Origin of the sequence: uncultured Metabacillus sp. (genome assembly GCF_947503125.1) — a bacterium.
In the GTDB taxonomy this organism is placed as follows: Bacteria; Bacillota; Bacilli; order Bacillales; family Bacillaceae; genus Metabacillus.
In genome coordinates this window covers 1-26,817 of the sequence record NZ_CANNCR010000030.1, presented here as the reverse complement: position 1 = coordinate 26,817, position 26,817 = coordinate 1, and the positions used below count along the sequence as shown (strand labels likewise).

The 26,817-nt window shown below is 38.8% G+C and carries 17 protein-coding genes; 2 read left to right on the top strand and 15 right to left on the bottom strand.

The features are described from left to right. Positions 1-355: 355 nt before the first annotated feature. The 6 genes from Q1B07_RS17315 to Q1B07_RS17290 all read right to left on the bottom strand — a co-directional run bounded on the left by Q1B07_RS17315 (position 356) and on the right by Q1B07_RS17290 (position 13,629). Positions 356-3,391: an efflux RND transporter permease subunit gene (locus Q1B07_RS17315; RefSeq protein WP_299092487.1), complete on the bottom strand. Its 3,036-nt coding sequence runs from the start codon at positions 3,389-3,391 to the stop codon at positions 356-358. Positions 3,392-3,715: 324 nt separating this feature from the next. After that, positions 3,716-4,120 carry a GNAT family N-acetyltransferase gene (locus tag Q1B07_RS17310; protein WP_299092489.1) on the bottom strand — a complete coding sequence of 135 codons (405 nt, stop codon included), beginning with the start codon at positions 4,118-4,120 and terminating at the stop codon, positions 3,716-3,718. A gap of 147 nt (positions 4,121-4,267) precedes the next feature. After that, on the bottom strand, positions 4,268-4,792 hold the full coding sequence (locus tag Q1B07_RS17305) for a type 1 glutamine amidotransferase domain-containing protein (protein ID WP_299092491.1): 525 nt from the start codon (positions 4,790-4,792) through the stop codon (positions 4,268-4,270). A gap of 227 nt (positions 4,793-5,019) precedes the next feature. Then, positions 5,020-8,823 carry a GH92 family glycosyl hydrolase gene (locus Q1B07_RS17300; RefSeq protein ID WP_299092493.1) on the bottom strand — a complete coding sequence of 1,268 codons (3,804 nt, stop codon included), beginning with the start codon at positions 8,821-8,823 and terminating at the stop codon, positions 5,020-5,022. A gap of 63 nt (positions 8,824-8,886) precedes the next feature. Continuing rightward, on the bottom strand, positions 8,887-11,445 hold the full coding sequence (locus tag Q1B07_RS17295; RefSeq protein ID WP_299092495.1) for a DUF5127 domain-containing protein: 2,559 nt from the start codon (positions 11,443-11,445) through the stop codon (positions 8,887-8,889). A 126-nt stretch (positions 11,446-11,571) separates the two neighbouring features. Beyond that, a complete protein-coding gene (locus Q1B07_RS17290) occupies positions 11,572-13,629 on the bottom strand; it encodes a GxGYxYP domain-containing protein (protein ID WP_299833154.1) in 2,058 nt (685 codons plus the stop codon). Between Q1B07_RS17290 and Q1B07_RS17285 the strand changes: the two genes are divergently transcribed. Both Q1B07_RS17285 and Q1B07_RS17280 read left to right on the top strand, forming a co-directional pair. Further along, the gene (locus Q1B07_RS17285) at positions 13,596-14,507 is read left to right on the top strand and encodes a GxGYxYP domain-containing protein (protein ID WP_299092498.1); all 912 of its coding nucleotides are present in this window, start codon (positions 13,596-13,598) and stop codon (positions 14,505-14,507) included. The genes Q1B07_RS17290 and Q1B07_RS17285 overlap by 34 nt on opposite strands. Position 14,508: 1 nt before the next feature. Then, positions 14,509-15,192: a DUF3231 family protein gene (locus Q1B07_RS17280; protein ID WP_299092499.1), complete on the top strand. Its 684-nt coding sequence runs from the start codon at positions 14,509-14,511 to the stop codon at positions 15,190-15,192. A gap of 397 nt (positions 15,193-15,589) precedes the next feature. Here Q1B07_RS17280 and Q1B07_RS17275 read toward each other — a convergent pair whose 3' ends face one another. The 9 genes from Q1B07_RS17275 to Q1B07_RS17235 all read right to left on the bottom strand — a co-directional run bounded on the left by Q1B07_RS17275 (position 15,590) and on the right by Q1B07_RS17235 (position 26,337). Then, positions 15,590-16,534: a sugar-binding transcriptional regulator gene (locus tag Q1B07_RS17275; protein WP_299092501.1), complete on the bottom strand. Its 945-nt coding sequence runs from the start codon at positions 16,532-16,534 to the stop codon at positions 15,590-15,592. 79 nt (positions 16,535-16,613) lie between these two features. After that, positions 16,614-18,626, bottom strand: coding sequence for a transketolase (gene tkt, locus Q1B07_RS17270; protein WP_299092503.1), 2,013 nt, complete (start codon positions 18,624-18,626; stop codon positions 16,614-16,616). Next, the gene (locus Q1B07_RS17265) at positions 18,626-19,510 is read right to left on the bottom strand and encodes a 6-phosphofructokinase (protein ID WP_299092505.1); all 885 of its coding nucleotides are present in this window, start codon (positions 19,508-19,510) and stop codon (positions 18,626-18,628) included. Before Q1B07_RS17265 ends, tkt begins: the two co-directional genes overlap by 1 nt. Positions 19,511-19,935: 425 nt before the next feature. Continuing rightward, complete coding sequence (locus Q1B07_RS17260; protein WP_366945219.1) at positions 19,936-21,063, bottom strand: histidine kinase N-terminal domain-containing protein; 1,128 nt, start codon at positions 21,061-21,063, stop codon at positions 19,936-19,938. 450 nt (positions 21,064-21,513) lie between these two features. Then, positions 21,514-21,663, bottom strand: coding sequence for a 50S ribosomal protein L33 (gene rpmG / locus Q1B07_RS17255; RefSeq protein ID WP_299092507.1), 150 nt, complete (start codon positions 21,661-21,663; stop codon positions 21,514-21,516). 22 nt (positions 21,664-21,685) lie between these two features. Further along, positions 21,686-22,888 carry a GTP-binding protein gene (locus tag Q1B07_RS17250; RefSeq protein WP_299092509.1) on the bottom strand — a complete coding sequence of 401 codons (1,203 nt, stop codon included), beginning with the start codon at positions 22,886-22,888 and terminating at the stop codon, positions 21,686-21,688. A 265-nt stretch (positions 22,889-23,153) separates the two neighbouring features. Beyond that, positions 23,154-24,458: a C40 family peptidase gene (locus tag Q1B07_RS17245; RefSeq protein ID WP_299092511.1), complete on the bottom strand. Its 1,305-nt coding sequence runs from the start codon at positions 24,456-24,458 to the stop codon at positions 23,154-23,156. Positions 24,459-25,057: 599 nt separating this feature from the next. Next, the gene (gene clpP, locus Q1B07_RS17240) at positions 25,058-25,642 is read right to left on the bottom strand and encodes an ATP-dependent Clp endopeptidase proteolytic subunit ClpP (protein ID WP_299092513.1); all 585 of its coding nucleotides are present in this window, start codon (positions 25,640-25,642) and stop codon (positions 25,058-25,060) included. Between the two features lie 29 nt (positions 25,643-25,671). After that, positions 25,672-26,337 (bottom strand): sigma-70 family RNA polymerase sigma factor, encoded by a 666-nt coding sequence (locus Q1B07_RS17235; protein WP_299092515.1) that lies wholly within the window; start codon positions 26,335-26,337, stop codon positions 25,672-25,674. Between the last annotated feature and the right edge of the window lie 480 nt (positions 26,338-26,817).

Here is a 26,817-nt window from a genome sequence, read left to right as displayed (position 1 = left end):
ATTCACGAAATATTCTGACATGAGAAAAAAACACATAACACTTTATACCCAGTTCTAAATGACTATATTCATGTTTTTTCTCCTTCACATCATGTATCCGCTTACAATTATACTATATTTCTCCAAAAATTTGATAAAAAACTTTTAGCTATTGTCAGTTTATAGGCTTTTTTACCTATCACCAACCTCATAATCTTATATTTTATCATTTAAACACTTGAAGGATTATGTGATAAATTGAATAGAAGCAACCTATTTTACCTTTTGAAAAGAGCCATTCCTTGTTACTAAAAAAGCAACAGTCTGTAAACAAAGAGACTAAATAAAAGAAGGGGCAGTCCGCCCCTTCTTTTGTTTACATTTCTAATGTTTCTACATGGCTTTCACTTTCCGCCTTTAGTCTTTGCTTTTTTGCCTTTTTAAAATGAAGCAGCTCATAAACAACTGGAATGACAATAAGTGTTAAAAGTGTCGCGACACTTAATCCGCCAATAACTACAACTGCTAAGCTTGCAGATACTAAATTCCCCATTTCAGCTTCTTTAAATAATAAAGGAAGCATTGCCGAAATGGTTGCTACAGCTGTCATGATGATCGGGCGCATTCTAATTGAAGCAGCCTCCACTATTGCATCACGAATAATCATAGTTTGTTCATTTTGCTTCACGCGATCTAATAGAACAATCGCATTTGTTACAACGATACCAATTAACATTAATGCTCCCAATAAAGCCGTTACATCAACAGAAATGCCGCTGATGATTATTCCTAAAATCGCTCCAATTGCGGCAAGCGGTAAAGAAAAGAGAATCGCAATTGGTGCTCGGATGGTTTTAAAGGTGATCACCATAATCAGAAACACAATCCCAATCGAAGCAAGCATCGTCATAAATAAATCCTGAAAGTCGTTTGCTTGATCAACACTTGCCCCGCCGACAAGTACTTCCATGTTTTCAGGAATCACTATGCCTTCGGTCGTTTTATCACCAAAAATACGCGTATTGATTTCCGTGGAAATGTCTGATAATTTTTCTGGATCAACAGTTGCCGTTATCCTGACATATTGATCCCCATCCTTATGGAATGTGCTAGTAGGTTCTTCTGTCTGCTTTAACTCAGCTACTTCTGCGATCGTTGTCATACCATTAGCCGTCATAATCGGAACATTTGATAATTCTTTTTCCGTCTCTGGATTAAATAACGGTTCCAGCATAACCGTCGTTTGCATTCCGTTCATTTCAACAGAACCAAGGGGGGTTTTGTTCAGCATGACTGCAGCTTGTTGGGCAACTTGGTCAGCTTTCGCAGCGGAAGAATTAACAACAAAGGAATAAACCGCTTTTGTTTCCTCTTGGTTGGAACTTACCTTCTCAATTCCTTCAATATCCTTTATCTCAGCTTCAACTTCTTCTGATAATGTGATGAGTCCTTCCACATCATCACCGATTAAATCAATGGTTATGGAAGTCGAGCCTCCACCCATCATTGTCGCTTCTGTAGCCTCAATTGTTGCATCCTTGTACACATCTTTTTGTGTATCAATCGTATCGATAAAGGCGCCCATATCTGCATCCTCTTCTAAGATTGCCATGATTTGCGCTTGGGTTGGATTGCCAACGGCTCCGTATTTTGCTGCATCTTCAGAATTTCCTAATTGCAAATATAATGTATCAACCCCTTCTTGCGCTAACAAATATTCTTCAAGCTTCATTGATTCTTCTTTTACTTTTTCAATTGGTGTTTCATTCGGATATGTTAAAGAGACCAAGACGTAATCCGCTTTTGTTTTATTAACAGAGCCTTTAGGAAGCATGAAGTCCCCCCCGACCGAGCCGACAAATAAAAGCAATGCGGTTACAAGCACCACCCATTTATGATTTAATGACCAGGTTAGCATTTTCGCAAAACGCGGAGATGGATTGTGCTCTTTTATTTTCGCCTTCTTAAGCAAGCCGGCACTCATAACAGGTACAACTGTAATGGCCACAATTAAAGAAGCCAACAGAGAATAAGTGATGGTTAATGCGAATGGAAGCAAGAAATCCTGCAAACTTCCACTTAACAGCCCCATTGGTAAAAATACAGCCACCGTTGTAAGGGTTGAAGATGTAATCGCCGAGCCAACTTCCTTTGTGGCATCCATGACCATATTGATCGTGAATTTTTCATGTTGTGCTCTTCTAAAAATATTTTCAATAACGACGATGCTGTCATCTACAAGACGTCCAACTGCAACGGCTACTCCGCCTAATGTCAAAATATTTAATGTGACACCAGACTGATTGAGCAGGAATAAAGTAAACCCTAATGAAAGTGGAATGGACACAATCGTTATTAAAGTGGAGCGAAGATTACGTAAAAACACCATGATCACAATGGTTGCAAATAAGGCACCTAATAAAACTTCTTTAATCATACTGTGGACAGACGATTCTACCGAATCAGCTGAAGCTAAAACAACAGTCGTTTCAAGATTGTCGTACTTTTCATTTACTTCCTGTGACGCTTTTTCAGCTTCTTTACTTATCGTTACTGCGTTTGAATGACCATCCTTCGTAATAACGAAAATCAATGCATCCTTTCCATTCACTCGTGTAAGATTGTTTTCTTGTTTTGTGATGTTAATCGTTGCTAGATCTTTAAGAGGTACGTTGGGAAGCACTTCCGTTTCTCTTAGTTTTTCAATCGAATTTAAATCGCCAACAACCTTAAGATTAGCTGTTTTCCCATCTACTGTTTTTTCTCCGACTGCCGTTGCCATATTCTGTCCTTGAAGCAATGGCATAATATGCTCAATAGAAACTTTCTTTGCAGCCATCTTTTTTTCATCTAGTTCAACCGATACGTACGAAGGTATAGTTCCATTTGTTTGGATCGATGAAACTCCAGCAATTTCTTTAAAATAAGGAACAATTTCATCTTTCGCATACTGAATTGTTTCAGGATTGATTCCTTCGTCAAACGTTAACGCAATGTAGGAAACAGGTATCATGGACGTGTTCAATTGGACAATATTGGGCTTCATAACATTTTCGGGTAATGTTACATTTGCTAAAGCCTCCTCAATCTCCCGCTTCGCTTCTTTCTTATCAATACTAGACTCAAAGTGAATATCGACGGATGTATAGCCGTCACCAGTTCTTGAAAACACATTGGTCTTCCCATTTACACCATCAACGGCATTTTCAATCGGAGTTGTCACCTGCTCCTCCATCATACTTGCATCTAAACCTTCACCCATGGCAACCACTGAAATAAAGGGTTGGTCAGCAGAAGGCAAAAACTCCATCGGCAATCGAAAATAACTTAAAACTCCCAACACAAGTATCAACATTGACATAATAGCAACTGCAGCTTTGTTCTTAAATGACCACTTCGTAAGCCAAGACATCTTACAAACTCCTTTCAATTTTCGTTTTGCTTCCAATTAGTTTTGAACCACTCTCGTTGCAGAAAAAATTTCGTATAAGCAGCTCATTACTACAGTCATCATTCTAATAGCAAAAAGTGGAAGAGTTAAATGACTTAAGGTGTAAACCCCCCTAGGGCTTAAGACGTATATTACTAAAGGCTGTTTATGTAAACGCCAACAAATGGAGCGGAGGACGGCATTGAGCACAAACCGTTCTTATGGAGGAATTATAAAATGGAGAAGGATATGGAATAAAAGCAGCAACAAAGGGCTGCTCAAGTTTTGAGACAGCCCTTTATTACACTAGCTTTTTCGATTTATTTTATAACCATTGTCAATTTTGTCAAAGCCGATTTTCGGATAATAATCCATGGCTTCTTGAGCAGATAATAGGATTAATGACACCTGCTCCCCAAGCTCTTCTCTTAACAAGCGGACAAGTTCTTTACCAATTCCGCATTTTTGAAAGTTCCGATCAACAGCAAGATCTGATAAATAACAGCAATAGCTAAAATCCGTAATCGCACGTGCTACGCCAACTAAACGACCTTCAGCCCGGGCAGTGATGATGAGATCGGCATGTTCAATCATTTGCTGCAGCCGCGGAAGATCTTCAACTGGCCGTTTTATGCCAGACGCTTTAAATACTTCTGACAGCTCCTCGGCATGGATCGTGTCATTCACTTGGTAGGTTAACTTATTTATCATTGCTATTCCCCTCTCTTAATCATGAAATATATATAACTATATCGTATCTACCAACTTTTGTATGTATAAAAGCAAAAGGATCACTAGCCCACTCCTAAACTTAATCATTGTGTTTAGAGTGTCTGTGACCCTTTAGTCTTATTCGCCTTACTTGCCTTCTAAAACCTGAATAAACGCTCTCATATAGTCCGGCAAATCAGGCGGACGTCTGCTTGATACAAGATGTCCATCAACAACAACTGCTTCATCCAGCCATTTCGCTCCGGCATTCTCCATATCATCACGAATACCTGGTGTACTTGTTACGGTTTTGCCGTTTAATATTTTTGCAGAGATCAGCACCCAGCCAGCATGACAGATTTGGCCAATCGGTTTTTTCTGCTCTTCCATATGCTGAACAATAGCCAGCACCTTTGGAAATCTGCGCAGCTTATCAGGAGCCCAGCCTCCTGGAACTAATAGCGCATCATAATCTTTAGGGTCAACATCTTGAAAGGCAAAATCAGAAGTTGCTGGCACCCCATACTTTCCTTTATATGTAAATCCAGCCTCTTCTCCAGCTAAATCAACAGTTGCCCCTTCTTCGCGTAAACGATGGATTGGATACCAAAGCTCCAAGTCCTCAAAATCTTCATGGACAAAGCTTAATACTTTTTTTCCTGCTAATTTCATTTGTGCTCCCTCCTTGTTTTCAAATCTTTCCCAAAAAACACCTTAAAGAAACTCTCTCTTAATCTTTCTAGAAGAATAAAAGGCAGTTCTATCCCAAATCTAACAAAATAATAGGATCTCAGCAAGAATTTCGTTGTAATCCTATTATAGTAGCAGTAAAAAAATGATATTGTCGTAATCCATAGAAAAGAAGCCTGCTTATTCAATCAAACAGGCTCCTTTTCTATTTACTTTGTTTTGCCTAAGTGATAACAATTTGTAATTTTTGTTATTGCTTCAATCAACGCATGAATATCAGCTGTTATTTTCTCACTTGCCTTCTTTGGAAGGGGCCCTTGTTCCTTTAAAAAGTCACTTAATGTCTTCATTGCTTGCTTGTAATGCCCTTGTTGATACTGCTCCCGCGACCTAGAAAATTGGATTCTTAATGTGTCCTCAATCTCTCCAGATTCTACATAACGCTGAATGATTGCCTCAACGTGATGAAATTTCCTTATGATATTACCATATCCAAGCAACTCGATTTGAGCGATAGAAGTGATGGCTGCTCCTCCATTCTCTTTCACTTCTAATCGATAGAAAGAATAGGCACCAGGGTTTTTGATTAAAAATGGCTTGGTGAATTTTCGCCAATGGAAACATTCATTTTCCCTTTTATCAAGAACCTGCCAAGCTTCACCATCTTTAGAACCTAATAATACCCAGCATTTGGGGTCCTGTTCCTCAACCTCGCCAGAAGTGATCGTGTACATCAACACTTCCTCAGGTCCATTTTCAAATTGATATTGTGTCCATGGTTGATTACTTTTGAGCGACAGAATTGTGTTAGAAGTATTGTCAAATAACGTTTCAGCCCCACCTTTATCAGAATGCTGGGAGATCCCTTTCTTATGATCAGTCAAATCATACAAGATCGTTGGCTGCACGGATGTTCCATTTGTTGCTGGATCGGTAATCGACCTAGGTAAGGCGTCTAAGCCTGTTCCCCACTCTGATGGCTCGCTTCCCATTTCGAACTCCAAGGTTGCCCCATTAATTAGCGTTTTATGATCAATCGTTAACTGATCATGGAGTTTGCCATTTACTTTCAGGCTTTGGACATATTTATTTTTATGACTAACATTTGGTGCTTTTATTATGATGGTGTTCCCATTTTCAAGGTGGATCGTCATTTTCTTAAAATAAGGAGCTCCTATTGCATATTCAGGTAAACCCATTTGCAGCGGATAAAATCCTGCAGCACTGAACATATACCATGCAGACATTTCCCCGTTGTCTTCATCTCCAGGATACCCTTGGCCGATTTCACTGCCGATATATAATCTTGATAACACTTCACGGATTTTTTCCTGTGCCTTTGCCGGCTGCCCCGCATAGTTATACATGTAAAGAATGTGATGGGCAGGCTGGTTACTATGACCGTACATCCCCATCCTTACATCCCTCGCTTCAAGCATTTCATGGATGATGCTGCCATAATGCCCAGGGTAGGAGGCTGTCTCAGGGATAGAAAAAAAGGCATCCAGTTTTTCCGCCAATCCAGCTCTGCCGCCATAAAGATTTGCCAAGCCTTGACCATCCTGTGGTACGTGGAAAGCCATATTCCACGCATTTGTTTCTGTATAATCGCCACCCCAGGATTCAGGATTAAAGTTTTCAGCAGAGGTTCGCCATTCACCTGACGGCTCTTTTCCCATAAAAAAATTCACTTTAGAATTAAACATTTCAACATAGTTTTGGGCACGTTCTAAATAATAAACAGCATCCGTACAATATTGTTGATAATCTGGATTCGACTTATCCGTCAGCTCTGCCAGCATTCTTGCTATATTCGCAATCGCAAAGTCATTAATGTAGCCATCCATTGCCCACGACAATCCTTCACCAGTTGCTGTGCTAGTATAACGATTAAAGATTGATGTCGCTAATCCTTTTCGTCCCACACTTTCTTCATCACTCGCAACAGAAGCATTCTTTATTGCTGATTCATAAAAGGCCTTCACATCAAAGTTTGTTACTCCTTTTAAATAAGCATCAGCAAAAGCAACATCAGAGCTTGTGCCGACCATTAAATTCGCATAGCCAGGCGAAGACCATCTAGATATCCATCCCCCATCTTTATATTGCTGGATAAAGCCATTGATCATCTCACCAGCATTTGTCGGAGTAAACAAGACGTAAGCTGGCCACGATGTTCGGTACGTATCCCAGAAACCATTATTGACATAGCACTTACCATCGACAATATTGGCACCTGTTTCTGTCGGTGTGTTTTCATTTGTCTGGTTTAAAAACGGACTAGCATACTGATAAATTGTTTTTTCTTCCGTACCTGTATTTTCATAACCAATATTAGGATATAAAAATAAACGATACATATTGGAATACAGGGTGATAAGTTCTTCTTTGCTTGCATCTTCCACTTCAATGATTTTCAGTTTTTCTTCCCATGCTTTTTTTGCAGCTTTTTTTACACTTTCAAAAGTGGCATCAGGTTTTATCTCCTGCTCAAGATTCCTTTTCGCCTGGTTGACACTAATCAATGACGTCGCGATTTTCATTGTCACGGTTTTATCCTCACCTGAGGTATCAAAACAATAATAGCCGGCAACATTGTCCCTGTTCTCTCCAACTAACTTCGCGCTGTCTACTACTTTCTTATCAAAGATTGCATAAATAAACATCCTTGTGCTTCCGTCGGAAAGACCGCTTTTTACATCTGTATATCCGGATAATGCCTGCTCTTCTGGATGTAATGTCAAGCCGCCTTCATTATTTACATTGTCAAAAATCAGACTGGATTTTTCACCGACAAATGTAAACGCAAACATTGCAGCACGGTTTGTTGGCGTTATTTCCGTTTTCATTCCATTCTCAAATGTAACTGAATAGTAATGTGGCTTCGCTATTTCATTTTCATGCTTAAATGCCAATGCACGCTTCTGTCGATTCGCACTTGGTTTTTCCAACGCCTGAGGCATGATTTGAAATGTCTGACGGTCTCCCATCCATGGGCTTGTTTCATGACTTAGTGAAAATGCTTGAATTTCCGGCAAATTATCTGAGTTATTTGCCTGTTGGTACGTGTATAGCCAGCTTGTCGAACCGGCATCTGTCACCGGAGTCCAAAAGTTAAACCCATGTGGTACAGCCACTGCAGGAAAATTATTCCCTCTTGAAAAAGTTCCATTCGAGTTTGTGCCCCGCAAAATATTCACATAGTCTACTGGACTATGATAGATTTCCTCTTTCGGATTCCCTTCGATTTTAATATCATCAATACTGCCTTCAAAAATCGCTGGACCATTAGGATGATCATAGGCTATTAAAATTCGTTCAACCGTTTTCCCTTCAGCCACTTTTCCTATTATAGATGATTTGTAATTCCATTGATTAGGATATAATGTGTTGGATTTACCCTGTGCCTGGGGATGTAATTCAATGCCATGCTGATCCTTTGCCCCAAGCTCGCTAAGATAGGTTCCATCTGAAAATGCAAGATCGATAGCTACATAGGTACTTGAATAATCCATTTGTTTTTCATCCATAAACTGGGGATGAATATAATAGGAAAGCTTTGATTTTGAAGTAATCGCAATGTTAACATCGAAAATTTTATTATAAGAATAGGCTCTGCCTTCTAATACATGCCTTCCTGAGTAAAGAAGAGCTTTACCACCTGTCCATCCTGCATTGACTTTTCCGGTATAACTGTTTTTCGGACCATTCCCTATTTGTGAAATCATATTGGGAGATTCAACCTCTAGGGATTTTATCTGTTTCCTTTTGTCCACAACAAGAGGCTGGTCATCACCTTTTCCATTATGAGTGATATTCTCCTGATTCGAATCATCTTTAATGCCTCCTTTAACTCCTAAGGCTCTTTGATTTCCATCACGGTCAGTTTCTACAGCGTTTTTCCAAGTAAGTTGCACGTCTTTCTCTTCAAATGAAGTAGAGAAGTCTGTTGTTTCAGACTCCTGTGCAAATGCTGGACGAAGCTCGGTTGGAGTCACATAGTATTCACTCATTTACGTATATCTCCTCTAAGTAATATTTATCATATTGATATTGATTTATTTTCGCTCTGTTGACTATGATTCCATTCCGACTGGAGTTAGAAATTTAATAAATAGACCTCCTACAACAGACCGGTTCTGAAAGTTTATTTGTTTTCCAGTGATCGTATCATACCAATCCGTAAAAGGAACACGACTCGGAGATTCGTTCAAAAAGTCCCATTTGATCAGTTCTCGATTGAATTCTTCACATTTTCGTTGAATTTCCTCGTATTGCGTGATTGCTAAGGTGATCATTTCTTCAAACGTCATTCCATTTCTGCGCCAATATGCACTCAAAGGCTTGCCAAAATATTCAATTGAATGGATATCATCATAAGCTAAAACCAGAAAGTGAGATACTTGAGTTTCATCAACTTCGCCAATATCTACTTGTACAGCCATGACTGCCGGGTTTGACTGTACTGGTCTTGGCTGCTGCTCATCGTCTTTCTCTAGCAATTGTCTTGTTTCCACAAACTGCTTCCTTACGTCATAGGAATGGATAACCGTTTTTATTGAGCTTACTTGAGGTGAAGCTAAATAACAGTACCCCCAATCAATTCTTGTATCATCACCAACACGTCTTAAAATTGGCTGTTCTTCGGTACCCATATACATGGCAGAAATTTGTCCATTTATCAATTTTCTATCCCATACAATAGGTTGATCAGCTGTATTTACACACAGATCTCCAGATACATCAAAATAGATTTTGACATCATGAACGTTTCCATCGATGGAGCGTACATTAAATGTTATATATGATGCTGGCCTTGACAATAGATCTAAGTCATTTAGAAGCAGCGGTGTCATAAATTTCACTTCCAGTTCGATACCGTCTCCTTCAAATAAGTATGTAGTTGTTAACGGCTCAACTTTTAAAGACTTTTGTAAGAAAGCAGGTGGTTCCTCGTATTCTGCATCAGGAGCCATTTCAATTTTTCCCATGAATCGGCTAGTCTTTCCGTCTACCACAATCATACCGACCTTGCTGTTGCGTTTATTTGTCCAATGCATTCCTTGATCAAGCTCGTTAACTAATCCTAAGCATTCAAAAAGATGTTCTCTAGGAAACTTATATTGGTGTTTTCCTGTATTCCACCATTCTCTAACCTTGTGGTATGGATCACGATCATCACCTACATAAATGAGTACTCCGCCTTCCTTCACCCATTGAGCAAGGGCATTATGCAAATCCGGATATTCAGGCTTTAAAAACTCATAGCTCAATATTAATAAACGGTAATCCTTTAAATAGTTTGAGAAGCGGCGAACATTATCTAGTTGAACAGGTCTGACCCATAATCCTCTCTTTAATAGCGGTAATGCTAATCCATAAAAATGCGAGAAGTTTAATAGTTCAATATCTTCCTCGTTACCTACTGAATCCGGATCTGTTCCATCATAACGAGCATTTGATTCATTTTCTTCATTTGAAAAATTCCTTCGTTGATACATCATTGAATCAGCAACAAGAACACCAATTTTTTCAGCATTTCCGTGAATATGGATGTCTTGCTGATCCATGTTGCCCAATGTATGCATAACGCTCAGCAAGTTTGTTGCATAGTCTTCTGGGATGGTTTCAACACCTGTACCATCTTCCTTAGGATATTTCCCTTCAAAAATTCTTTTTGGCCATGGTGAAATTTCAAAATGAGAGATTTCGGGATGCAATAGGGAAGCAACAACGGTTTTATAATAGTTTCTTCGGTAATCTGACCATGTATGTCTTGGATTATCTTCGATTGGATCATGTAAAAACCACATTCTTCGATCCGTCCCGCTTACAAGCTCCTGCATCATTCCATATTCTAAAAATGCGGTTTCAAAAGTCCGTTCCTTACGAACACCTTCATATACATTCGGTGTACGCGATGTTCCAGTCCAAATCTGGGCAATGTAACCATCTATCGCCGGCAAATCAATCAGCATGGATTCTGGACTAATGATTCGCCATTGTGTGTAGTTGATAAGACTATGTGTCGGAACATAGAATCGTAGAAACCGGTTATATTTGACTAACGCATACTCTTTTAACTCACTGCATAAACGGTCTAAAGCACGTTTATATAAATAAGCTTTCAGATGGGAAGCGCGATACTCAGCATCAACAGATTCATGAGGCGACTGCCATGGTTCCTTATAATAAATTTGCCACTCTCTTTTAAACGCTTCAGAATACCCTCCGTCCGCCCAAAATTCTGGTTCTTCTAAATGAATGGCCTCAACACCTGCATCAACCGCAGCTCTAATTCTTTCTGTCAAAAAATTCGTATAAGAAATGGTCGGCACCATATAGGGAACATCTTTTCCGTGTTGAATGTATGAATCATGTTTATTTTTTTGTGCTTCATCCCAATGATTCCGGCCATCGATTTTGCCATACAAATAGTCCTGATATTCTCCCCATGCAACCCCTGTCATTAAATGAACGACATAGCCTTTTTCTTTCCACGCTTTTATTCGCTCTGGCATCGTCCTATCAATTCCGTAAACCATCACAAAATCAGTTTGTAAATCATAGGTAGGCTTGTAAGGGGAAGATTCCTGAAAACCAATTCTTTCTTCACTTCGGTCCCTGTTTATCATCCTAATTAATCGCTCCTATTTTAAGATTCGTTTTCGTATTATGTAAGACAGGCCCCCTCTAAAAGTTACATCCCTTCTAGAGGAGTTCACCTGCTTTATCCTATTCGATTAGATAGAAAGCACTTTTTATTTACTAGGCAGGCCATTTGCTTCACGAAGGAGTTCAAAGTATTGATCTCCCCGTACAACCTCATATTCTTCACCTAAAGAATCTGCTATTTCCTTAATATCTGAAGGAGTAACAGACCAAGATAGCATTCCCATTGAGATGAATAAAGGTGATGTTCCATCCCATTCGGCTGCTGCCTGCGCAATCGCCTCTTTTGCTTCTACTACACTTCCTGCACCGCGCAAAATCGACTGTGGAAGCTTCCTATTCAGGATGGATGTTCCTGTGTTATTTTCCCAGCTCATGAAAATTCCTTTAGGGTTAATATAATCGATATAGTCTTGGGCTTCGGTTTCAGATAATGGTACATTTTGCTCATCCACCCGATTTAATGCATAAATAATATCCATACCAGTAAGCTTCATGTACTTATTTGTCTGCTCAGCAAATGTACTGAACGTTTCATCTGGCCAAGGTGTTGGGTAAATATAGCCTGCACCTGAAGGACCGACAACTAACAGATCATTCTCCGTTGCAGTTTGCTGATAATGACTTAGCATTATTGGAGCTGCATCATAAAGCAGCGGAGTGGTTGACCAGTTAATCGGCACACTTCCTCTTGCCTCATCATCCCAAAGCTGTCTTAATTTATGCTGGTTGTACTGCAGATTGTCCCCCTCACCAAGTGTAAAGGTAACGTAAATTTTATTATCAAGTTCTGGTGCCGGCAGCGGCTTTTGTTTCTTCATTTTCCCCTTTGTGCCTGAGAAGACGGTCATATTGTTAAACCAATCGGCAGCTAGGACATAAACGCTATGCCTTGACGTAATTTCTGTTGAGCTAAATTCTCCGGCAACATCGTTTCCAAACCATCCTAAATAAGGTGTATTTGGTTCAACATCTGACAGGATGCTCTCAAACAATTCCTTTTCTTCTGGATCATTTGATTCAAGCCAGAACACCATGGCTTTGTTTGCGACAGCATAATCTCTTAAATAACCATAAGGCTCGGTCACCTCTGACGATAACGGTTGAACATTTGATGCCGAAACTTTAAATTGGTTCCACATATCAATCGAAACGGTTAATTCCTGAGTACCTTCTGGCGGATCAAATTGATAAACGAAATAATTGCCGTTATCGGCCCATCTATGTCCGCCAAAGCGCTCATCGGAACTTGAGTTATTGCGGTCATATAAAAACGGCTCTTCTTCTGCTGTTCCAGGTATAAATTGAGCAATGATTTTTCCATCTGCTTTCACTGTTACCTCATGTATAGCTGGGCCCCAGCCATCATTCGTAAACGCATCTTGGAAACGGAGATAAACAGCTTCTTCTCCAAGAAATTCAGACAAATCCGACTCATATACATCACGATTTGAGCTATCTCTAATCTGCTCATCTTCCTCAATAATGGTACGAAAATCGTTCCAATTGTCGTCAGGAAGGGCAACGCTTTTACTCGGGTTCAAGCCGATCAACATACGGTGAGTCGTCTCCGGCCAAAGATTTTCAAATTGCCACTTATATGCATCCAACCCGTCTTTAAAACGCCCGCGGAAGTCTTCAATCACTTTTAAATTGTACGGTGCATTCGTAAGCTTCTCAGCGAGTTCAGGACTGGCAACCACTGCATTTTCCAATCCCGCCTTTGTTGTGGCAACATTGATCGAATCCTCGACTTCAGGATCATAGATGATAATGCCTGATATGTCATTTTTGTATTTCAAAATTATCTCCCAAGGATCTTCAATCATTGTATAGGGTACATTCAAATCGTTTAACCAAGTATAGTTTCCTTCCTCATAATTCACTTCGATCGAATAAATTCTCGGCTTTTCGCGATTTACATTACCTTGCAGTGTAGTGAAAAGCAGCTTTTCATCGCCAGTATTATCTCTTAAATCAAGGACATCCAGATGCTTTGCCTCAGCAAATGTAGGCAGTGCCTGGTTTTCAGGCCAGTATATGTTTCCATTTTTGACTGATTCTGAATTTGCATCTTTAGCGTAGACAGCAGTTCCCGTAAGGACTAATAGCAATGTTAAACTTAACAATAAAAGTTTTCGGACCATATTATCCTCCCTACCGAATGGAAGCGTATACATGGCAATATGAGAATCTTTGGAGCAAAACAACCAAGAGAATGTTAGTTGGGTTAAGTCCTAACACATCCATCCCAATTCCACCAGATAATTATGATGCGTTTCAAACAATAGCAATTGAAAAGGAACAAATTAGAGATCAGAGCAATCGGGAAACATACGAATTTGATCTGTCTTCTTTTTTAGGAAATGAGGCTGTGTATCTCCGCTTTAATGATGCATTTACGCAAGATGGCTGGGGACCAGCTGTTCATGAAATCGTCGTTAAAGCTGACGGTGTGACGATTGCTCAATTTAAAACTGGCACATCTGAGGAAGAACCATTTCTTTATGATAAACACGGCTCAAAGTTTTTACCAGGGAGTGATCACCGGTTTGCGGATCACGGCAACTACTTCATGTACGAATTTAAACCGCCGGCTGGAACAAAGCAGTTAACGGTCTATGTCGATATGTGGAACCAATATGCTGTGTCCGCAAGCAATGTTCGCCCACTCTCTTCCGAACAAAAGGAACCTTACGGCTATTTACGTGACTATGCGGTTGCGAACAAAGCTATGGTCTTCTGGCTATCCACAAGCGTGCCAGAAGAAAAGGCGCTCTTTGAAAAAATTTTGTCAGATGTTAAACCTGGCACCCCGTATATGGGATGGTTTGACAACGACTTTGAAGGTGAAGTTGCCGGAATCGATATAACCTCTAAGCACGGTGTTTATGTTCTTCCATCAGACTGGTTTCATAACATGACGGTCTTTTCGGGAACAAAACATAAAAACGTAAAGATGAAAAAGCCGACCACACCAAAACTTGAAAATAAAATTTATTCTTCGCATCTTAAAAGAGATTAGCATGGGTTTGTATACAATCAATATGAATATGGCCTATCGGGAAGATGTTATAGGGATTTATGAAGGACTTACTGTGGTAACACAGAAAATATATAAATTATCTACCTTGTATCTTCTTGAAAAAGGGATTCTCACGACCCCGCCAAATGTCACAATGCCTAAAACAACTGAATTTATTATGAGCAAAAGTTATTTAAATGGGTTTAAACCCTTTGGTGAAAAAAGGGCGCTAAACGATATTGAATTAGGATACCTTCATCATGGAATTGAAACAAATAATATTGGCATGCAGCTTATTACCGGTTTTGCTCAATGTGCAGAGGATAAAGAAATTAAACAGTATTTCAAAAAAGGAGCCGATCTTGCTAAGAAACAAATAAAAGTTTACGAGGAACTTCTGCTTCATAGCGATGTTCAATTTTCAGCAAGTTCAGGAAGCACTGTTACGAATTCAAGGGTGGCTCCATTTTCTCAAAAGCTTATGATGTTTTGTATATACCTTCTAAATGGTTTCGGTATTGTAGGAGGCAGCTTCGGAGCAGTTTTCAGCTTAAGAAATGACCTATCCATGAAAACGGCATTGTTTACAAAGGATATTTATTTCTACGCAAACGAAGGAGTTAAAATTATGATTAAAAAAGGATGGTTAGAAGAGCCGCCACAAATGGAAGTAACATTAAGATAAGAGCTATTGAACGATACCCATAGATGTAAACAGCTCAGCTATGACAAATTATAAGGAAAAATTCACCACTGATAACTTAATTAAATTAATTCATACTAAGCGTAGTGTTACCATTTAACACTACACTTCAATGTGGAGGGATATCGTTTGAATATTCTTATTGGCTTATTGTCAGCTTTACTTTCTTTGGTGATAAGAGCTGGATTCTTAATTGAAAATTCAAATTCTAAGCTACGATCATTGTTTAGAATACCATCTTTCACATAAGCATTGAATATTCTAGTGTATCTTCTTTTTCCCATTGTAAAATAAGAAAGGTGAGCATAACGGGATTATGCTTACCTTTTTTATTCAAACTAAAAAGCCATAAAGGAAAGTAACCCCCTCTACGGCTATTTTAATAATCCATTTCAACTAATAAACTTGCTGTATGCTCATCTGTTATGAGCACATTTGCATACTTCCCTTTCAATGCTCCATAAATCGCTTCTAATTTTTTAGGACCGCCAGCAACTAAAATCGACTTTTCCTTATTTGCCAGTTCATGCAGCTCGATGCCGATCGTACGATTATTTAAGCTTTCAACACAGATTTCCCCATTTTTATCAAAGAACCTCGAACAAATTTCTCCCGCAGCTTTTGATTGGATTAAATGCTGGTCTTCATCTGTAAAATATTCAGCCTGTAATAAAAGGGAATCGACAACAGGTGTACCAACACTAAAAATAGCGATATTTGCTTGCTTGCCTAACTCTAAAATTTTGTGAATATGGCGATCAGCTTCTATCGCTTGCTTTACAACAATGTGATCAACAATGGCTGGCAGCGGTAACAAAAACGTTTGCGTATTAAAAGCTTCTCCAAATAAATGGATAATTTCTGATGCATAGGTCTTTGTTTCAGAATGACTGACACCGCCATTCAGTTGAACAACAGTTGTATGACTAACTGGCTTTGGTTTTAATTTTGTTGCCAGTTCATATACAGTTGTTCCCCATGATGTTGCAATCACATCATAATCCTTCACCGTCCGATTAAGATAGTTTGCACCAACCTCACCTAGCTGTCGCTTAACCAAGGTGTGATCGTATTCTGAGACAGAGGCAATAACTACCTCCTTTAAGCCAAACTTATCCTTTAACCGTTCGGTTAGCAATTCACCAGCTTCAAGCGGATTATGAATATTAATTTCGACAATCCCTGAATCCTTCGCTTGCTTTAACATCCTTGAAACAGTTGGCCTTGACACATTTAATTTTTTGGCAATCTCCTGCTGGCTATAATCCAATTGATAGTAGAGCCGTGCGACTTCGATGATTTTATTAAGCTTATCCTTTTCCATTTAAACAGCACCTAATTAATCATTTTGTAAAAAAGAGAGGCTGACACTAATATCTATTCGTCAGCCTCTTATGTTTCAATTATGCTTCAAGAAGTTTCTTAACACGCGCAACAACATTCTCAACTGTGAAGCCATACTCAGCCAAAATGCGTTTTTCCGGAGCAGACGCACCAAATGTATTAATAGCTAGAATATCACCTTCATCACCTGTGTAACGGTCCCAACCAAGTGGAGATGCCATTTCGATTGCTAGACGTTTCTTCACTTCTTTTGGTAGAACTGAACGCTTATATTCATCAGATTGAGCTTCAAAGCGATCCCATGCAGGCATACTTACAACTGACGCTTCAATACCTTCAGCAGCCAGCACACTTTGAGCTTCTACTGCTAAACCAACCTCAGAACCTGATGCTAAAAGAAGGACATCTGGTGTTTCCTTAGCAGCCGGAGAAATGACATATGCTCCTTTTTGTACACCCTCATAAGCTGTTTCATTTGTACCTTTAACTGTTTTTAAGTTTTGACGAGTTAAGACAAGTGCAGTTGGAGTTGATGTAGATTCAATTGCTAATTTCCAAGCTGCAGCTGTTTCATTTCCATCTGCCGGACGTACAACAGATAGATTTGGCATTGCACGTAATGATGCAAGCTGTTCGATTGGTTCATGTGTTGGACCATCTTCACCAACAGCAATACTATCATGTGTAAATACATACGTAACAGGAAGATTCATTAATGCAGCTAGACGAATCGCTGGACGCAGATAATCAGAGAATACAAAGAATGTACCGCCGAATACATGCAATCCGCCATGTAATGCCATACCATTTAGGGCAGCACCCATTGCAAATTCACGAACACCGAACCAAATGTTACGGCCGCCATAATTTGTACTTGAGAAGTCGCCGCCATTTTTAATCGTTGTTTTGTTTGAGCCTGCTAAGTCTGCAGATCCGCCAAAGAATGATGGCAAGTTTTTCGCAATGCCATTTAACACTTCACCTGAAGAAGCACGAGATGCAAGGCTTGAGCCTTCTTCATATACTGGAATATCCTTATCCCAGCCTTCTGGAAGCTCTCCGCTAATCGCTGTTTTGAATTGCTGGGCAAGCTCAGGGAATTCTTTCTCATATGCTGCAACTAATTCATTCCACTCATTTTCTTTTGCATTTCCAGCTTCTTTAATCGCTTTGTTAAAGTGGTCGTATACTTCAGAAGGTACATGGAAATCTTCTTCAAATGTCCAGTCGTAAGCTTCCTTCGTTAATTTAATTTCATCAGCACCAAGTGGTGAACCATGTGAAGCAGATTTACCAGCTTTATTAGGTGAACCGTAACCAATTGTTGTTTTTACTTCGATTAATGTTGGACGGTCTAACTCAAGTTTCGCTTGTTCAATCGCATTTGAAATTTCGTTCACATCTGTTCCATCTTCTACGCGAATGACTTGCCAGCCTTTCGCAAGGAAGCGCTGCTCAACATTTTCTGAGAATGAAAGATGAAGATCGCCGTCCAGTGAAATGTCGTTTGAATCATATAATACAATGAGACGACCCAATTTTAAATGTGCTGCAAGTGATGCTGCCTCTGAAGAAATACCTTCCATCAAATCTCCATCGCCACAAATTGCATATGTGAAGTGATCAACCACATTGTATGACGGCTTGTTATAAGTTTCAGCTAAATGACGCTCAGCCATTGCCATACCCACTGCCATTGCAATACCTTGTCCTAATGGACCAGTTGTTGCGTCAACACCTGGAGTGTGGCCATATTCCGGGTGACCTGGTGTTTTGCTTCCCCATTGTCTAAAGTTTTTGATATCATCCATTGTTACATCGTAGCCAGCTAAGTGAAGCAAGCTGTATAAAAGCATTGATCCATGTCCTGCAGAAAGCACGAAGCGGTCACGGTTAAACCAGCTTGGGTTAGATGGGTTGATGTTCATAAACTTTGTCCAAAGTGCATAAGCCATTGGCGCTGCACCCATCGGCATACCAGGATGTCCTGAATTTGCCTTTTCTACGGCATCAATCGATAATGTACGGATCGTTTCAATTGATAACTTTTCGATTTGTGTTAATTCACTCATTATTTTACTACCTCCGAAATAGAATTTATTTCTTCAAACAATGCTTGATTGTCATGAATAAGTAACTGGCCTGAAGGTTGATCAGATAATGTCCAATCGACCACAGCTTTTTTCAATTGATTAGCAAGAAGCTGGTCCAATGCAGTAGGATAAGGACCTCCGCATTGTGATTCATCAATCTCAACAACTTTCCAATCAAGATCAAATTCTTTAAAATGTTCGGCTAAATGTTCCGGATTAACGGTTTGATCCATTATAAAAAAAGTATACCCTTCTTTATTCGCTTCTTTCTCACGAATATGCTGCTTTAATTTGGCGATAGTTTCCTCATTCGAATTTTTCACCACTTCTGCTTCAACTGCTAAAGCAGTATGTTCCAGCAGCTTAGATGGTCCGGCTCCAGGAATTTGCACATTAAAGACCCTAACTTTTCCATATGATAAGGAACTAGCCGTATCTCTAACACTTTCAATGTTTTTCACAATGGCATTAAAAGCCGTATCATAGCCTAATGTCAGCTGTGATCCATCGATATGATTAAAAATACTAATCGGAACCTGTAATGTTTTAGCAGCCAACTGCTTTAGATTCGCTTCACTTTGACCTAATAAAATGATTTTATCGAGCTTTCCCAGCGAATTTGCAAGGGCTGAAGCTTGTTCTGTCCAGATTTCAGGAGGAAAAATACTTAATTCATAGCGATGTGAACCAAATTTCGATAAATCCTTATTCGATAGTTCTTTCAATTCTATATCTTTTGTTGTTTTATTGCATTCGATCCCATATACAGTATTCTCTTCTTTAGATAATCCTTCTATAAGGGTACGAACGATCTGAGCTGTACCTGCTGAAGCCCATCCAAAATGAACCACACCTATCTTCATCTACGTTACCCCCCTTAAATAGAAATTTCGTTCATAGTTCATTGAACATTTGTTACCTTGATAGTATACATGAAATCGTGAAAAAGATAAATAGATAATAACACTAATTTTCTAAAAATTAATTGTATTTACATGGAACAAAGTGCAAGCGCCTTGAACAGCCTAAGGCAAATTAGACGCTCAAGATTAGAAGGTCTACTTTACTTCTAGCAAAACCCTAGAAGCAGTCAAAAACGTTACCTCCTGACGCATTGACTGCACTTGCACGTCCTGTGCTTCGGGGCTAGGCGGTGGAGCTGGATCTGTGCGCTTAGCCACAGTATAAAAATTTTATAATTTCTTGAACGAACACAAAAAACGACCGTTACAACTATGTAGTGGTCGTTTATAGTATAAACATATCATCCATACTTATTTAAAATAATTCAAATCGTTGGCAAACTAATAATAAAGGAAGTGAGTTCTTTATTTGATTCACAGTTAATTGTCCCATTATGCTTTTCAATCAAGGTTTTGCAAACATATAGGCCGATTCCCGTTCCTAAGCTTTTGGTTGTATAAAACGGCTCAAAAATCGCTTCCTTCATTTCTTCGGGAATTTCCGGCCCATTATTTGTGATCGTAAAAACGATCGTTTCGTGTTTTTTTTCACAAGTAATGGACAGGCAGCGATTGGATGGCCGATGTTTCAAGGCATCGATCGAGTTTAAAATGATATTCACTAATACCTGCTTCACTTCATCTTTTACAGCGATAATCTTACAGGTTGAATCGATGTTTGTTTTGACATCGACGTCTCCGTCGACAATACTCGGATATAAAAAGGAAAGTATTTCTGAAAACAGGTCTTCCATTTGGATTTCTTCGCGGTGTTTGTCTACAATCTCAAGCCTCGAAGCATGCAGAAATTGTGTGATCCTGAACTTTAACTGATCCAATTCATGCTCAATCGTTTCCATGTATTTCAAAGTGGGGTTTTCCAGCTTTAAAAGCTTGATAAAGCCCATAACCGAGGTAAGGGGATTTCTAAATTCATGAACAAAGCTTGAGGACATCTGGCCAAGTAGAGATAATCGGTCCTTATGTGATTGATTGATAAATAACATTTTTTCCTTCAATTCTAAATCCTTTAATTCCGTATATCTTGTAACCGCATGATAGCAATAACGATCAAAATGAAGGTTCACCTTATCAATGATTGGCTGTAATTTATCAATCGCTATACCAGATTTGTTAATATATTTTATCACTGCACTTCTGCCTAAATTAACATTATAAACAAATTCCCCTATGTTGCTGTTGCTTAATACCCGTTGTTTGGCCACCTTATAAGCAAGCTCTTTTACCTCTTCATCAGAAACAAATTGAGTAATAGACCTTTTTATTAATAAATACATTTGATAGCCGTTTTTCTTTACCTCTTCCTTATAAAGATCCTCTTCATGAATAATAATTGTTTCCTGCCATAAAGTTAGGAAAGCCTCTTCTCTTTCTTCCAGAAACTTAATTAATTTATCCTCTGTTGAAACGACTGGTTCGGATGCAGACTTCAACTAATACCACCGCTTTCATTCTTTCAAGGTTATTTCATATAAAATTTAGACATAACTCGCTAAAAACCTTCTTCATTTTGAGAAAATTTTAATGTTGACTTTTCCAAGATTTGATTTTAAACTACTAGCGGTTAAATTCAAAGACGGAAATTATTCCCAGAACATGAACAAAACCGAAAGCGCCTTGAAAAGCCTCGGGTAAATAAGACAAATTGGAATAGAAAGCGTTTTTTTGCCTTCAATTCCAATTTGTCTATACCCTAGAGGTGCTAGGCGCTGGCAGTCAAAAGCGTGACGTCCTAATCTCTTGACTTCACTTGCACGTCCTGTCCTTCTGAGCTGAGAGCTGAGAGTTGAGCGCTTATCCAGTGTACTGGGTTTTTATGGTTACTAAAACCTTAAGAAAGGCATTACAGGGACTTCTTCCCATGTAATGCCTCCGGCGATGATCTATTTCGTTTCTCGATGCAATGTCCTTTTCTTCAACTTGGGACAATACTTCATTAATTCGATTCTCTCTGGATTGTTTCGTTTATTTTTCGTAGTGATATAATTTCGATCTCCAGTTTCCGTGCAAGCTAATGTAATTTTCACTCTCATATTTCTTTTCCTCCTCAAATAGTTAAGATATTTCTAAAGTAGCCTCTGAAAATGCAGGCAGCTGGTCGTTAAAAAGTGACCAATCCTGTTCCATTTCTTCATCTGTTAATAAACAAACATCAAGAGTATCTTTAACTTCTTCACGGTTCATATCAAGACCAATGAACACAAGCTCTGTCATACGATCCCCATATTGCTGATCCCATTTTTCAAGCAGCTCTGGCTCTTCAAGCAAAATTTGCCGTCTTTCTTCTTCCGAATAGGTCGCGACCCACTCACCAGCCCCTTGAAGCATAATTGATGGTCCAGCTTGGGAAAGCAGGCAAGCGATATTGTTTCGAGTTGCGAGCCAAAAGAATCCCTTCGCACGTACAACATCTACAGGCCAATTCTCAAGCCATTTCAGCAATCTTTCAGGATGAAATGGCCGCTTACGTCTATACACAAACGATGATATTCCATACTCTTCTGTTTCCGGAGTATGTTCCGTCATCAGTTCCTGTATCCATCCGGCAGCCTGACTTGATTTTTCAAAGTCAAATAAATTCGTATTTAAGATTTCACTTAGTGCTACCTTTGAAAAGGTGCTTTCCAAAATTAATGCACCGGGATTTAATTTATGGATCACTGCTTTTATTTCAAGAAGATCCTCTTCAGGAACTAAATCGGCTTTATTTACCACAATGATATTTGCAAATTCAATTTGATCAATTAGTAAATCGGATACCTCTCTAGTATCTGATTCATCTGTTGCCTGCTTCCGATCTAATAGGGACTCCCCTGATGAAAAGTCATGCCAAAAGCGGTTTGCATCAACCACGGTAATCATGGCATCTAATTGACATATCTCGGATAGATTAATGCCAAGCTCTTCATCGATATATGTAAAGGTTTGGGCAACTGGGATAGGTTCTGAAATGCCAGATGATTCGATCACTAAATAATCGATATCCCCTTGCTTTACCAGCCTTTCCACCTCAAAAATCAAGTCCTCACGCAGTGTACAACAGATACAGCCATTTTGCAGCTCCACAAGTCTTTCCTCAGTTTGAGAAAAACCGCCTTTTTTAACAAGTGCCGCATCAATATTTACCTCACTCATATCATTGACAATGACGGCCACTCGCTTATTCTCCTTATTTGTTAATATATGATTGAGCAAAGTTGTTTTCCCCGCTCCTAAATAGCCGCTTAATACTGTGACAGGTATCTTATCAGTTTTCATAATATTCCTTCTTTCGTAAATCGTTATTATTACGATTTAATTAGTAGATAACACCCTTTCTAGTTGAAACACTAATCATATAGATGGGTTTGTTTTTTTAAATCGTAATCATTACGTTTCAAATTGTACACAATCAGTTACTTTTTTGCAACATACTTGTTTATAATTTTAAAAAGTTTTATGTTTCAAGTCAATAAATACGGGAATAGAGTAATAGAATTAAAAAAGAGTTGGCATATTTCATACACCAACTCTAGTTTATTTACTAAAAGTTAATTCGAACAACACGTCCGTTAAATTTTTCGCCCCAATAGCCGCTGGACATATTGGCAATCGCTACACCAGTTGAGCTTTGTGAACCGATAAATTTACCGCCGCCAACGTAAATGCCGACATGGCCATCTCTTTTATACGTATCAAAGAAAACAAGGTCTCCTGGCTGCATACTGCTTGTTGAAACTTGTGTTCCAGCGTGTTTTAAAGTATCTGTATTACCACTTAATTGAACACCAACTGTTGAAAATGCCCAAATAACAAATCCTGAACAATCGAATCTTCCGTTAGCAATATCAGACGCCGATCTTCCACCGCCCATTACATAGACAGAGTTTCCAATATATTTATAACCAGCACGAATCAAATCATTAACAGAACCACTTGAATTTACAGGGGTTGCCGCAACTGTTTCCTTAGCAGGACTTGATTTTGAAGAAGACGTTGTTTCTTTGTTTGCAGGGCTAGATGTTTTTGCACTTGTAACAGCTTTAGTATTTGTCTGCTCAACAGCAGCTTCCTGGGAGGCTTGTCCCTCGCTATTAGCATTTGCAGTTGCGCTTGCCAGCTGTTTATTAATAGCTTCTTGAGCAGCAAGATCAGCTTCTTTTTGCTTTAAGCTTTTTATAGCTGCCTCAGTAGCTGTTTTTTCATTTTGAAGATCTGCTGCCAACGCATCATTCTTTGCTTTTTGCGCATTTAAATGCTCTTGCATTCCTTTAAGCTCTGTATTCAACTCATTAAGTTTTGCAAGGCTTTGCAGCTTCTGAGCTTTCTTTTCTTTTAACACATTTTGATCCGCTTCTTGCTGTTCCATCATTGCACGATCTGCTTCAACAATTTTACCAACTGCAATCGCACGATTAACGAAATCACTAAAACTTGAAGACCCTAGTAACACATCAATATACTCAACATTTCCTCCGCTATGCTGGTAGGAAATAGCACGTTGTTTTAAAATTTCCGTTCTATTTTGAATCGCTGTCTCTAATTCTTTGATTTCAGCGTCTGTTTCACTAATGATTTTATTTGCAGCTTTAATATCTTCCTGTGTTTGGTTGATCTTATTGTTGTTATCCTGAATTGCTTGAGCAACACGCTGCTTTTGCTCATTTAAATTTTGAATCTCAGTTTGAATACGTTGTGCATCTTGATCAGCTTGATTTATATCAGCTTGGATTTTTGTACGCTCATCTGATACACTCTCAGTTTCAGCTTTTGCCGAAGGAATAGCAAATGAACTTCCTAGTCCGATCAAGACCGCTAAGTTCATGACCAGTAATTTCTTTTTCGACATTTCTCTTCCCCTACTTTCCCATTTTGTAAAAACGAAATCTATTTCTATGTATCAATTTATCTTATGTATAATAAATCTTCTACTACTTTTTTCTTATTTTCATAATTAGAAGTATATCATCAAAAAGTGACAAAAATATGTTTTTAATATTACAATTTCATTTCAAATATAACAAAACACCCTTTATTTCTACACTAGTAAAAATACAATGTAAACCCTATCATAATTTCCGAGGCAATTCTAACTTATATCGTTTATGAAGAACACAAGGTATATGTATCTATTTTTTTCCAATTCTATATAGGTAGATTAGCGCATGTAACATTTCTGTTATATTCCTTCCAAAAAACGACAAAAAAGCGATCCTAAAAAAAGAACCGCTTTTTCCATTTTACCCCAATCTTAACGGGCAGTAAAATCCTTACTTCAAGATTCAAGTGTAACTAAGAAGATTGGTGCGGGATAACTGCCCGTAAAGATCCGATAAGTTTTGCTAACCATCAGTGGGGAATTGCAGACTAACTTCGCCACGTCCTGTGGCAAAATCGGCACTTGTACAACCTGTACTTCGCGAAAAACCCACTGATGGAAGTCTCACTTTATTTAGTTGAATTAAGCACTTCATCTATAATCCCATATTCGACTGCTTCTTCTGCACTCATATAGAAATCCCGCTCAGTATCTATTCTGATTTTTTCAATTGGCTGTCCCGTGAAATCTGCATACAATTGATTGACATGCTCTTTCAGCTTTAAAATGCGCCGAGCTGATATCTCGATATCGGTTGCTTGCCCTTTTACACCGCCTAGAGGCTGGTGGATCATGATTTCACTATTAGGCAAGGCGTAGCGTTTTCCCTTTGTTCCTGCAAGAAGCAATGTAGCACCGAATGAAGCGGCTAAACCTGTGCATATTGTTCTAATATCGGGTTTGATATATTGCATCGTATCAAAAATGGCAAAACCTGCAGTAACAGAACCGCCAGGACTATTGATATATAATGATATGTCTTTATCGGGATCATCAGCAGCCAAAAATAATAATTGTGCAACAACACTATTGGCAACATGATCATTTATCTCATCACCAATCATGATAATTCTGTCTTTTAAAAGCCGTGAATAAATATCATATGAGCGTTCCCCTCGATTAGATTGATCAATTACATACGGAATCGTAGTCATCTAAAGTTACCCTCCTTATCCAGATTACATTAAGCAGCCATGCATAGCCCGCATGAAGGAGAGAGTGTTTTGGAAGGAAGCTGTGTTTCCCTTCTTAAAGAGTGTATAGCAGGAATGCGGCGAATTAAAATCGTTGGATCCTGTTGGATAAGCGAGTCATAAAAAAGCTCTGAAAGCAATTGTTCTTCTTCCTTTTCCCAAACTAGCTCAAAAAGGTTTTGATGATGCTCAATCCGCTTTTTTGTCCTGTGTAAAATCGCCTTCACAGCCATTTCAGTTGTCCCAAGTATCTCAGCGATTTCAGACGATCGATAGCCAAACGCCTCTTTTAAAAACAGAATCACCGCCTGCTTTGGTGTGAAATGACTAATTAAAAATTGAACAAGGTCAAGTACATCAAGTGCGGAATCTTTTGACGCTTCCTTTACCTCTATTTCTGTTTCAAGTGATTCTTTTTTCCGCTTTCGCACCGTATCGATCCACTGATTATACGCTATTTTTTTTAATAAAGCTGGTGAAAGCACCTCTGGTTTTTGACCATACTTCTCAATCGCTTTCAGTACTGCTTCTTGGGCAATATCCTCGCCATCCCACCTGCATTTCGTTAAAAAACGGCAATAAGTAAGCAGTGACGGTAAAATATCCTCGATTTTCATCTGCTGCTGACTGAATTCATTTGACACATTCCTGTACATGTCTTTCACTCCTTTGAACACTCTCTGCTATCTAAACGGATAAGACGGTATAAAAAGATATGGGGTGTTGCATTAATTTTTAAAATATGTTGGTTTTAATTATATATGAACTGGGAATATGATTTGATTCTTAGTCTATAAAATAGACACTATCTTTCGTTGTACCTGTATGAGGAAATTGTAATTTGCGGGCTTAGCAACGCCTCATACTTATATAGCATAAGAGGCTTTTTATGCTCTTTTATTATCAAACTCATTTCCTCCCTGTATATTTTAATAAACAAGGATTGATATTCGATGTGAATATGAGAATCCTTCTTTCTTTGGAAAGTTAAATTATTGAGTACTTTGTTTTTTGGATTGAACCACGCTCCTCCTTTTTTGAACCACTCTTTTCATTTATTAATATGGTACCTATAGATAGGACACTCGAAAAAGAGTGTTTCATCTATAGGTATTTTTTTATATACTTGAATTTCA